Source organism: uncultured Moraxella sp. (genome assembly GCF_945873075.1).
GTDB lineage: Bacteria > Pseudomonadota > Gammaproteobacteria > Pseudomonadales > Moraxellaceae > Moraxella.
The window spans coordinates 14685-26444 of record NZ_CAMCBS010000013.1 but is presented as its reverse complement, the minus strand read 5'-3'; the positions used below and the strand labels follow the sequence as shown (position 1 = coordinate 26444).

Below are 11760 nucleotides of genomic sequence, written 5' to 3'. Positions count from 1 at the left end.
TTTTTGTGAATTTTTGGTATGATGGCACTTTTATTATTTTTCCAAAAATTCCAATCAAAAGGCAAGCCATGACCACGACCAATCCTTTGACCGCCACCCAAAACAACTTGGTACTTTATGATACTCTAAGCGCTACCAAACGCCCATTTACACCCATTCAAGCGGGCAAAATCGGCATCTATGTCTGCGGTATGACGGTCTATGATTATTGCCATATGGGTCATGCACGAGTCATGGTGGGCTTTGATGTGATTGTGCGATGGCTTAGAGCGCTTGGCTATGATGTCAATTATGTGCGTAATATCACCGATATTGATGATAAGATTATCAATCGTGCCAACGAAAACGGCGAAACCATCAACGAGCTGACCGCACGCTTTATCACAGCCATGCATCAAGATGAGCAGGCGCTGGGCTGTGCATCGCCCAATAGCGAGCCCAAAGCCACCGACCATATCGACGATATGCAGGCGATTATTAATACTTTGATGACCAAAAATCTTGCCTATCAAGGTAGTGGCGGTGATGTGTATTATGCGGTGGATAAATTTAGCGGTTATGGCAAGCTATCCAAGCGTAAGCTTGATGAGATGCAAGCAGGGGCATCCGAGCGTGTGGGTGCGGTGGATGATAAGCACAATCCGTTTGACTTTGTGCTGTGGAAATCCGCCAAGCCATCTGAACCACATTGGCAGTCGCCGTGGGGTCTGGGTCGCCCGGGTTGGCATATTGAGTGCAGTGCGATGAGTACCTGCTGTCTTGGCGAGACCTTTGATATTCATGGGGGCGGGCATGATTTGCAGTTCCCACATCACGAAAACGAAATCGCCCAATCCGAAGGCGCAAGTGGCAAAACCTATGCCAACAACTGGATGCACATGGGCTTTATTAATATCGATGGCGAAAAAATGAGCAAATCGCTCAATAACTTTTTTACCATCCGTGATGTGATTGCCAAATTCCACGCCGAGACGGTGCGTTTTTTCTTGTTATCGAGCCATTATCGTAGCCCTGTCAATTTCTCAGATGCGGCGCTCAAAGAAAGCCATACAGCGCTCACTCGCCTATACCAAGCGCTCAAATCCGCCGAAAACTATGGCGATGTCCATATCAGCGATACGGCATGGGCAAGCGAGTCAGGACAGGCATTTGCAGCAGCGATGAATGATGATTTTAATACAGCAAAAGCGGTGAGCGTGCTGTTTGATGTTGCAGGCAAACTAAACCGTGCCATCAAAGCTGATGATGCCGATGATGCGATGAATCAAGCAGTTGTTCTAAAGACATTGGCAAGCGTGCTTAATATCATTCAGACCAATCCAACGCAGTTTTTACAAAGTAAAATCGGCGCAGAAGATGGGCTTAGTGATGATGCCATCAATGCTAAAATCACCGAGCGTGCCGATGCCAAAGCCAATAAAGACTTCGCCAAAGCCGATGCCATCCGTGAAGAGCTTAAAGCATTGGGCATTGAGCTAGAAGATAGTCGAGCAGGAACGACTTGGCGTCGGGTTTAAAGTATCTGTATTAAATTCATGCTCGCTTTTTTTGGCGAGCATTTTTTGAATGTTGAGTCATGATAATGAAAAAATATCTTTTATGTCTGGCTTTGGGCATCCCAATGATGTCGATGGCGAGCGAGCCTACTGATAAGTCTTGTGAGTTTTTGGGTGAAGGTGCTATTCAGGTTGCATCGGATTTATATAGATTTGACGATGGTGATGTACAAACCGACAGTTGTGAGCAAGGTCTGTTTTTGTATATTGATGATAATAATCAAAGAAGTTTTATTGATAAATTTGGTAAAACGATAATTAAAGCCAATCCTGATATGAATTTTACATCGTCGTTTCATCAAGGTGTTGCAATTGCTGCATCTGCTGATGGCAAAAAAGGTCTGGTAAACACAAAAGCTGAATGGGTACTCAAGCCAAAATATAGCACTATTTTTGATTTTGAAAATGGCTTAGCAATCGTCAATGGCGGAACGATTGATGAATTTTATTTTGGTGTTATTGATGTGACAGGCAGAGAAGTTATTCCTGTGTCCAAAGGAAGTGTTTCAAAAGCACAAATTGGTGATGGGGATACAAAATATCTGCGTAGTATTTTTGATAATCGGGGCGATGTCTTAAAGATGGCAATTTATGACAAATATGGCAAGATTATCATTCCAATGGCGGAGCAAAACATTTCCGTTGATGCTAGTAATAGCATGGGAATGCTTTGCCGTAAGGATTTTGGCTGTGTGTTTTTGGACAAAAATTACAATCAGCTAAGCCAAATTATTTATGATGAAGATACGCCTAGTTTGGCCTTTGTTTTTATCAGTGGCGGCGATACAATTATTGTCAAAAGAAACGGACGATACGGATATGTTGACAGTAACGGTAAAGAAATCATCAAAGCTGAATATGATTTTGTAGATAAATTTGATTTGGGTGTGGCGGTTGTTCAGTCAAATGAGCGGTTTTATCTAATTAATCGGAGTAACCAAAGAATTACACCAACTTACCAAGAATTGTCACGGGGTGCTGATGGTGTTGATTTCTTTATTGCCAAACAAAATGGCAAATACGGTGCAATCACTCGTGCCAATAACATCATTATCCCTTTTGCTTATGATGATTTAAAGTTTGTATGGTCAGGTGGGTTTGATGCAGAGAAAATGGATTTTTATTTTGTGGATGGGGTGGTTGCCTATCGAATGAATGACCTATGGGGATTGATGGATGTTGATGGCAAAATTATATCCGAGCCACAGTATCAAGTGGTGCATAATTATCAAGATGGGGTTATTGCTGTTAAGAAGAATGGTAAGTGGGGATTTGTTGATAAATCAAATAATGTCATCTTAGATTTTATTTATGATGACCTAAAAAGAGAGTTGAAAAGCAATGAGTACACAGCTCAAGATGATCGAATTATAGTAATGAGAGATGGCAAATGGGGCGTGATTGATATTTTGGGGCGGACTATTGTGGATTTTAACTTTGATGAAATTTTAGAGCCGATATCACTATATCATTATCCCGCTATTAAAAATGGGAAAAATGTGTCAATTTACATTGATGAGCAGCACGGCGTATATTTGGTTGATAATGATATGAGTGATATGCCATAAATGAATGGTTATTTGTAATGGAATAAGACAAGAACAAGAAATTGGCAAACAAAAAGACGACCATCAGGCCGTCTTTTTGTTTATGCTGCAGTTAAGCGGTTAAGTACTTATTCCAAGCTCTCTAGGCGGATACGCACCACAGGCTCGACCACTGCGCCTAAGGCTTCGATTTGCTCGATGGCAGTGTTCATTTGTTTCTCAACCACAGGCAGGGTGAGAATGATGATAGGCACTAGACCTGATTTGTGTGCATCACGCTGTAGGATAGCATCGATATTGATACCATTATCGCTGAGAATACGAGTGGTGTCAGCGAGCACGCCCACTTCATCTTTGACCGTCAGGCGTAGATAGTAGCCAGAAGTCATCTCATCGCTTGGCAGAATGCGTGTATCAGATAGCTGGTCAGATTTGAATGCCAAATGCGGTACGGCAAAGTGATTGTGCGAACTCATCGCACGCACCAAGTCCATCACATCCGCCATCACTGCCGATGCGGTTGCGCCTGCGCCTGCACCATCGCCATAGTACAGCGACTGACCCAAAGGATGCGCATCAATCATCACGGCATTTTTGACGCCATTGACATTGGCAAGTAGGGCTTGATTTGGAATGAGTGTCGGATGTACACGCAGCTCGACGCCATTATCACGACGGATAGCAAAGCCTAAGTGCTTGATGGTATAGCCAAGCTCTTTGGCATAGACGACATCTTGTAGGCTGATTTTGGTGATGCCTTCGCAGTACACCTTATCAAACTGCACAGGAATACCGAACGCAATCGACGCCAGTAGCGACAGCTTATGCGCTGCATCAATCCCTTCGACATCAAAAGTCGGGTCGGCTTCGGCATAGCCTAAGGCTTGTGCTTCGGCAAGGACATCGCCAAATTTGCGGTTCTTTTGTTGCATCTCTGACATGATAAAGTTGCCAGTGCCGTTGATGATACCTGCTAGCCAGTCGATTTTGTTGGCAGCGAGTGCTTCACGCACGATTTTGATGATTGGGATACCGCCTGCGACTGCTGCTTCATAGCGTACCTGTACGCCATTTTCTTCGGCAAGCTTAAAAATCTCGTTACCGTGCTTAGCAAGCAGTGCTTTGTTGGCGGTGACGACGTGTTTTTTGTGGCGGATGGCGTGGGTGATGACTTCATAAGCCACATCCGTACCGCCAATCACTTCGATGACGATATCCACATCATCAGCGGCAGCAATCGCCATCAAATCAGCAGTTTGGTTGATGGTAGGGTCAATGTCATCACGCTGACGGCGAGTACCTGCATGGGTGATTTTGAGCTGATGACCTGTACGGCGTGACAGCTCGTCGGCGTTGTCCTTGAGTAGATTTAGCACACCTGTGCCAACAGTGCCTAGACCAAGTACGGCAAGATTAATCGTGTTATTCACAAAAAGCCCCGTGGGATATATCTTTGAAATAAAGTAAAATCGCTACAAATGTAGCCAAAAATCGAAAAAATAGCGGCTTAACTTAACAAGCCTAATAAACTGCCTAAATTACCACATCTTATGGTTTCGTGCTACTAATTTTTTATGAAATTTGGTGTGAATCGCTTAAGCCTTTTGGAATAAGCGTTTTGACTGCCGAATTTGTAATAGTACAAATAAAGGCTTTGTTTGACATCTCACCAAACAAAGCCCTAAATCAAGCCCAGTGTTAGTGATGAGCTTTGGCTGATTTATGCGATTAATCAGGCATTGGCTTATTGATTATCAATCGCCAATTTAATGAGTTCATCAGCAGGTACGTAGCCGCCGATTTGCATACCTGATGCGGTAAAGATCGCTGGCGTGCCACTGAAGCCAAGTGTATGCCCCAATGCCATGTGCTGCTCGACAGGGTTGTCGCAGTCAGGTGCGTTGATGGCTTTGCCTTGTTTGGCTTGAGTAAGTGCATCTTTACGGTCGCTGCTACACCAGATGGCCTTGGCAAGCGGCACATCTTTTTGGGCACGTGGCCAAGCCAAGTAGCGAACTTCAACACCGCCTGCAGTGATGGCATCGATCTCGCTGTGCAGCTTTTGGCAGTAATGACAGGTCGGATCGGTGAAGACATAGATGTGGGCTTTTTTATTGCCTTGAGCGGTGAAGATGATTTGCTCAGATTCTGGGACTTTGGCAAGTGCGTCTTTGGCAATGGCGGATAATAGGTCAGCACCAATATCCACAGGCTCGCCATCACCCAGTTTGGCAATCTGCCCTTGAATCAGATAGGTGCCTGATTTGTCAGTGAACATCGATGGGGCGTTATCAAAGCTCACCCAATAAATATCAGGCATCTGTGTGGCGATGGCATTGGTGACTTTGATGGTGACGCCTGATTTATCCAGATTGTCTTGCAGAGCCTTAACGACAGCGGTATCACCACCGCTTGTCGTTTGGGCGGTGGCTTTGGTGTCGGTTTTTGCTTGGTTTTGGGCTTGAGCCTTATCACCACAGGCGGTCAGTAGTAGGGTGCTAGCAATAGCACCAGCTAGTAGGGATTTGGTAGAAAATTTCATATGATAACTCATTGATTGGTTTTTTTGTATTATGGCAAAGTTTTTGCTTGTATGCTAGTTTTTTGACAATAATCTATACAAATAAAAAGCATGGCTGGTGTCGATAATTTGAAAAAACCTTGCCAACACCCCCAAATTTTTGGTACAATACGGCGTTATTTCATCATCCTAATTATCTGATTTTTGGATAATTTGGCACACCACAAGGAAATAACCTATGCTACGCATTGCCTACGATGCCTTGACATTTGACGATGTCTTGCTCTTACCTGCCTACTCAGAAGTCCTACCAAAAGAAACCAACCTAACCACTCGCCTAACCACCGACATCAACCTAAATCTGCCAATCATCTCAGCAGCGATGGATACCGTCACCGAATCCAAGATGGCGATTGCGATGGCTCAGCTTGGCGGTCTAGGCATTATTCACAAAAACATGGACATCGCACACCAAGCCCGCCGTGTCCGCCATGTCAAAAAGTTCGAAGCAGGTACAGTTGCTGACCCTATTACTGTCAATCCTGATGCCACTGTGGGTGATTTGCTACGCATCACTCGTGAGCACAAAATCAGTGGTGTGCCTGTCGTAGAAGCAGGTAGCAATAAGGTTGTGGGTATCGTGACGCACCGTGATTTACGCTTTGAAACCAACCTAAATCAGCCTGTATCCAATGTCATGACCCCAAAAGATAAGCTGGTCACGGTCAAAGAAGGCGAATCACAAGAGCGTATCAAAGAGCTACTACACAAGCACCGCATCGAAAAAGTCGTGGTGATTGATGATGATTTTCGCCTAAAAGGTTTGATTACTGTCAATGACTTCACCAAAGCCGAAAACAACCCAAATGCCGCCAAAGACAGTCGTGGTCGTCTGCGTGTCGGAGCCGCTGTGGGTACAGGTGCAGATACCGAAGCTCGTGTGGAAGCGCTGATTGATGCCAATGTCGATGTCATCATCGTCGATACAGCACATGGCCACTCAAAAGGCGTGATTGACCGTGTGGCATGGATTAAGAAAAACTATCCAAACATCCAAGTCATCGGCGGTAACATCGCCACCGGTGATGCGGCGCTTGCCTTGATGGATGCTGGTGCTAATGCTGTCAAAGTCGGTATCGGCCCGGGTTCTATCTGTACTACTCGTATCATCGCAGGTATCGGCGTGCCACAAATCAGCGCCATTGATAATGTCGCTACCGCACTCAAAGACCGTATTCCGCTCATCGCTGACGGCGGTATCCGCTTCTCAGGCGATATGGCAAAAGCCATCGCAGCAGGTGCATCGTGCATCATGGTGGGTAGCCTGCTGGCAGGTACTGAAGAAGCCCCAGGCGAAGTTGAGCTGTTCCAAGGTCGCTACTATAAGGCGTATCGTGGCATGGGCTCGCTGGGTGCGATGAGTGGTCAAAACGGCTCATCAGACCGCTATTTCCAAGATGCCAAAGACGGTGTCGAAAAGCTTGTCCCAGAAGGCATCGAAGGTCGTGTACCATACAAAGGCCCAGTGGCAGGTATCATCAATCAGCTTGCCGGTGGTCTAAAATCATCAATGGGCTACACAGGTTGCCGTACCATCGAAGAGATGCGCCACAATACCACCTTTGTTAAAGTGACATCAGCAGGCATGAAAGAATCGCACGTCCACGATGTCCAAATCACCAAAGAAGCACCGAACTATCGTCAGAATTAATCCCAAATACTTACGATAGCTTGAAAAACAGCGGTAATTGTCATGATTACCGCTGTTTTTTTTATCAGTATGATAAGCAAAAAGCGAGAACGCTCATTCTCGCTTTTTTGCTTTAGCTTATCAAATTAGCCATTGGCGGTTTGCATCACTGCTTCTAGACCTTTTGGCTTGACTTCGCTTAGGTGTTTTTTGATGGTGTCAATTGGCAAGCCTTGTTTATCAAGGCGTTTTGGGATGATTTGTGAGCCTTTTTGACCTTTCATTTCAAACATCATAAACAAAAATTCATCCGTCTCATCCCAGCTGGTCACTGTATCCCAGCCAATCACCGCTGATTGGGTTGGCGCAGCTTTCATCTGCATACCACGCATTTGTGGTGAGTTCATGATGGCTTGTGGTGCAGGGATTGCCATAATCAGACCATGCGATTGCACACCAAGCTGTACACCGCTCATTTGCTCAGGCATCTCGGTGCTAGCGACTTGTTTTTGGTATTCTCTTTGCATATACCATTTTAGACCCAAAGTGCGTGCCAACAGGTACAAGCCAACAAGCACAAGCATCAACCAAAAAATAATGGTCGAATAGCCACTGACAAACACAAGACCAGCAATCGCAGCAGCCACCGCAATCGCCATCACAATCCACTCTTTTGGCTTGATGGATTTGATGGAATAATGGCTTGAGCTTTTGTCAAACAAGGCAAGCTGTGCCGCACGAAATTCCGCTTCGGTCATGTTTAGGGCGACAGGCTTTAGGGTATAAGGGTACAACGCTTTTGACATAATTTTCATTTCCATAAAAAGACTGTGCTTATATTACCCATTTTATGCAAAAAAATAAACCAAAACTTAGAATTTGCAAAAATTTTTTGGGCAAAATGGCGTGAAATGATGAAATTGGCTGAAATTTTGGGGAAAATTTGCTATTATTGGCAAGTATTTATCGCTATAAATACACTCATTAAATTATGTAACAACAGTATAAACTTCACAAAAACATTTTGCACCGTTCATTATGTGATGATACAGGCGGTATAAAATGCTTTGATAGGATTTTTGATATGCTAGACCCAAAATTTTTGCGTGGTAATTTAGATGAACTCAAGGCAAAATTGGCAACTCGTGGCTATGAGCTCGATGTCGCCTTTTGGCAGTCACTCGAAGAGCAGCGAAAATCCATCCAAGTCAAAACCGAAGAACTACAAGCCCAAAAGAACGCAGGCGCAAAAAAAGTCGGTGAACTAAAGCGTAACGGCGAAGATGCCACTGAGCTTTTGAACCAAATGCAAGCAGTGTCTGAAGCGATGAAAGCTGCTGAGAACGAACTGCGTGATTTGCAAGCGACCATCACCACCGCAAGCCTACAAATCCCAAATATCCCTGCCGATGGCGTACCTGTCGGTAATGACGAAAATGACAATGTCGAAGTGCGCCGCTGGGGCGCGCCAAGAGCCTTTGAGTTTGAGATTAAAGACCACACCGATGTCGCCGAACAGCTAGGTATGCTTGATTTTGAGATGGCTGCCAAATTGACTGGTTCTCGCTTTAGCGTGCTAAAAGGTGCAGTCGCTCGCCTAAATCGTGCATTGATTCAGTTTATGTTAGATACACATACCACGAAGTATGGCTACACCGAAATGTATGTGCCGTACATGGTCAATGCCGACAGCTTGCAGGGCACAGGCCAGTTGCCGAAGTTTGAAGAAGACCTATTCAAACTGCGTGGCGACAAAGAATACTATCTGATTCCGACATCAGAAGTGCCATTGACCAACAGCGTGCGTGATACCATCTTAGCCCCGAGTGATTTACCGATTAAGCTGACTGCACATACGCCATGTTTCCGCTCTGAAGCAGGTTCAGCAGGTCGTGATACTCGTGGTCTGATTCGTCAGCATCAATTCGAAAAAGTCGAGATGGTACAAATCGTCAAAGCTGATACATCTATGCAGGCTTTGGAAGACATGACCGCACAAGCTGAATACATCCTACAAGCGCTTGAGCTGCCATACCGTGTGGTACAGCTATGCACGGGCGATATGGGCTTTAGTGCGGTCAAGACTTATGACATCGAAGTGTGGCTACCATCTCAAGATACCTATCGTGAAATCTCAAGCTGCTCAAACTGTGGCGATTTTCAGGCACGCCGTATGGCAGCACGCCTAAAAGACGGCAAGCAAACCGAGCTCGTGCATACGCTAAACGGCTCAGGTCTGGCGGTGGGTCGTACATTGCTTGCTATTCTTGAAAACCATCAAAATGCCGATGGCTCAGTGAGCATCCCTGCCGTACTTCAGCCATATATGGGCGGTGCGACTGTTATCAGTGCGTAATTAATGTATAATTATTTGTACGATTTTAATTTTTTAATTAGAAAAATTTCTTAAAAACTAGGTGGATTACTTATGCCAACCCAACTGAATCAACGACCAAATGCCAACGCTATCCGTGTTCTTGCGATGGATGCGGTTCAACAAGCCAACTCAGGCCATCCGGGAGCGCCGATGGGCATGGCTGACATCGCCGAAGTGCTTTGGCGTGAGTTTCTAAGCCACAACCCAAACAATGCCAACTGGGCAAACCGTGACCGCTTTGTACTGTCAAATGGCCATGGCTCGATGCTGATTTATGCTTTGCTACATCTATCAGGGTACAACCTAAGCTTGGATGACATCAAAAATTTCCGCAAGCTACACTCAAAAACCGCAGGCCACCCTGAGCATGGCTATGCCGATGGTATTGAGACCACCACAGGTCCATTGGGTCAAGGTATCGCCAATGCGGTGGGTTTTGCACTTGCCGAGAAGACTTTGGCGGCGCAGTTTAACAAAGCGGATAACGCCATTATCGACCATTACACCTATGCATTCTTGGGCGATGGCTGTCTGATGGAGGGTGTGAGCCACGAAGCGTGCTCATTGGCGGGGACTTTGGGTCTAGGCAAGCTGATTGCTTATTATGATGACAATGGTATCTCGATTGATGGTGAGGTCGAAGGCTGGTTCAGTGATGACACCGCCAAGCGTTTTGAAGCTTATGGCTGGCAGGTGCTTCATGTCGATGGTCATGACCAAGACGCCATCCGTCAAGCCACCATCGACGCCAAAGCCGAGACCACCAAGCCAAGCCTAATCATCTGTAAGACCATCATCGGTCTAGGCTCACCAAATAAGCAAGGCAAAGAAGACTGTCACGGCGCACCGCTTGGCGCTGATGAGATTGCATTGGCTCGTGAAGCGATGGGCTGGGCGGATAGCACGCCATTTGCCATCCCTGATGAGATTTATCAGGCGTGGGATGCTCGTGAAGCGGGTAATGCTCGTGAAGCTGCTTGGAATGAGCAATTTGCCAAGTATCAATCGGCGTATCCAGCAGAAGCAGCCGAATTGCTACGCCGTCTTAATGGTGAATTGCCTGCTGATTTTGAACAAGTGGCGAATGACTTTATCAAAGCGTGTAACGACAAAGGCGAAAGCATCGCTACTCGTAAAGCCAGCCAAAACGCCATAGCAGCACTTGCACCAAACCTACCAGAAATCCTAGGCGGCTCAGCTGACCTAGCAGGCTCGAACCTAACTCTATGGGCAGGCGCAAAAGGCGTCCAAGACCACGCCGATGGTAACTATGTCCACTATGGCGTGCGTGAGTTTGGTATGACAGCGATTGCTAATGGCGTGGCATTGCACGGCGGATTTATCCCTTATACAGCGACTTTCTTGATGTTTATGGAATATGCACGCAATGCGGTGCGTATGTCAGCACTGATGAAACAGCGTGTGATTAATGTCTATACCCACGACTCTATCGGTCTCGGCGAAGACGGCCCAACGCATCAGCCAGTTGAGCAAGTGGCAAGCCTACGCAACACGCCAAATCACTTCACATGGCGTCCATGCGATACGGTTGAGACCGCTGTCGCCTGGAAAAAAGCCCTACAAACCGCCAATGCACCATCATCACTGATTCTATCTCGTCAAAACTTGGCGTTCCAAGCACGCAGTGATGAGCAAATCAATAATATCGAAAAAGGTGGCTATATTTTGGCAAGCGAGCAAGGCACGCTACAAGCCATCATCATTGCCACAGGCTCAGAAGTGGAGCTTGCGATGAATGCACACAAACAGCTGACCGACGCAGGCGTGGGCGTGCGTGTGGTATCAATGCCATGTGCTGAAATCTTTGTTAAGCAATCAAGCGACTACATCGAATCAGTACTGCCATCAGCGGTGCGTGCTCGTGTCGCTGTTGAAGCGGGTATCGTTGATTATTGGTATAAGTTTGTTGGTCTAGATGGCAAAATCATCGGTATGACGACCTTTGGTGAGTCAGCACCTGCCAAGGACTTGTTCGAGCATTTTGGTATCACGACCGAAGCTGTGGTAGATGCGGTAAAATCTTTGGTCTAATCCGCTAAACCAATAAA

General features: G+C 46.0%; 8 protein-coding genes. 5 read left to right on the top strand and 3 right to left on the bottom strand.

Going from position 1 to position 11760, the window contains the following annotated elements; all coding sequences use genetic code 11:
• The first annotated feature begins 68 nt into the window (after positions 1 to 68).
• On the top strand, positions 69 to 1517 hold the full coding sequence (gene cysS, locus Q0N89_RS05835) for a cysteine--tRNA ligase (protein ID WP_294034350.1): 1449 nt from the start codon (positions 69 to 71) through the stop codon (positions 1515 to 1517).
• Between the two features lie 113 nt (positions 1518 to 1630).
• Positions 1631 to 3124: a WG repeat-containing protein gene (locus tag Q0N89_RS05830; protein WP_294034348.1), complete on the top strand. Its 1494-nt coding sequence runs from the start codon at positions 1631 to 1633 to the stop codon at positions 3122 to 3124.
• A gap of 107 nt (positions 3125 to 3231) precedes the next feature.
• On the opposite strand, the gene Q0N89_RS05825 is transcribed toward Q0N89_RS05830, so the two are convergent.
• Complete coding sequence (locus Q0N89_RS05825; protein ID WP_294034346.1) at positions 3232 to 4533, bottom strand: homoserine dehydrogenase; 1302 nt, start codon at positions 4531 to 4533, stop codon at positions 3232 to 3234.
• A gap of 314 nt (positions 4534 to 4847) precedes the next feature.
• Positions 4848 to 5645 carry a DsbC family protein gene (locus Q0N89_RS05820; protein ID WP_294034344.1) on the bottom strand — a complete coding sequence of 266 codons (798 nt, stop codon included), beginning with the start codon at positions 5643 to 5645 and terminating at the stop codon, positions 4848 to 4850.
• A 217-nt stretch (positions 5646 to 5862) separates the two neighbouring features.
• Between Q0N89_RS05820 and guaB the strand changes: the two genes are divergently transcribed.
• Positions 5863 to 7335, top strand: a complete 1473-nt coding sequence (guaB, locus tag Q0N89_RS05815; RefSeq protein ID WP_294034342.1) for an IMP dehydrogenase — start codon at positions 5863 to 5865, stop codon at positions 7333 to 7335.
• Positions 7336 to 7460: 125 nt separating this feature from the next.
• Here guaB and Q0N89_RS05810 read toward each other — a convergent pair whose 3' ends face one another.
• Positions 7461 to 8120: a YcxB family protein gene (locus tag Q0N89_RS05810; RefSeq protein ID WP_294034340.1), complete on the bottom strand. Its 660-nt coding sequence runs from the start codon at positions 8118 to 8120 to the stop codon at positions 7461 to 7463.
• A 278-nt stretch (positions 8121 to 8398) separates the two neighbouring features.
• Between Q0N89_RS05810 and serS the strand changes: the two genes are divergently transcribed.
• Together serS and tkt are read left to right on the top strand one after the other, a co-directional pair.
• On the top strand, positions 8399 to 9670 hold the full coding sequence (gene serS / locus Q0N89_RS05805) for a serine--tRNA ligase (RefSeq protein ID WP_294034338.1): 1272 nt from the start codon (positions 8399 to 8401) through the stop codon (positions 9668 to 9670).
• Between the two features lie 72 nt (positions 9671 to 9742).
• Complete coding sequence (gene tkt, locus Q0N89_RS05800) at positions 9743 to 11743, top strand: transketolase (RefSeq protein ID WP_294034336.1); 2001 nt, start codon at positions 9743 to 9745, stop codon at positions 11741 to 11743.
• Positions 11744 to 11760: the final 17 nt, after the last annotated feature.

Coding starts and splice junctions, on each gene's coding strand:
- cysS (WP_294034350.1), top strand. CDS start 69: ATGACCACGACCAATCCTTTGACCGCCACCCAAAACAACTTGGTACTT.
- Q0N89_RS05830 (WP_294034348.1), top strand. CDS start 1,631: ATGGCGAGCGAGCCTACTGATAAGTCTTGTGAGTTTTTGGGTGAAGGT.
- Q0N89_RS05820 (WP_294034344.1), bottom strand. CDS start 5,645: ATGAAATTTTCTACCAAATCCCTACTAGCTGGTGCTATTGCTAGCACC.
- guaB (WP_294034342.1), top strand. CDS start 5,863: ATGCTACGCATTGCCTACGATGCCTTGACATTTGACGATGTCTTGCTC.
- Q0N89_RS05810 (WP_294034340.1), bottom strand. CDS start 8,120: ATGTCAAAAGCGTTGTACCCTTATACCCTAAAGCCTGTCGCCCTAAAC.
- serS (WP_294034338.1), top strand. CDS start 8,399: ATGCTAGACCCAAAATTTTTGCGTGGTAATTTAGATGAACTCAAGGCA.
- tkt (WP_294034336.1), top strand. CDS start 9,743: ATGCCAACCCAACTGAATCAACGACCAAATGCCAACGCTATCCGTGTT.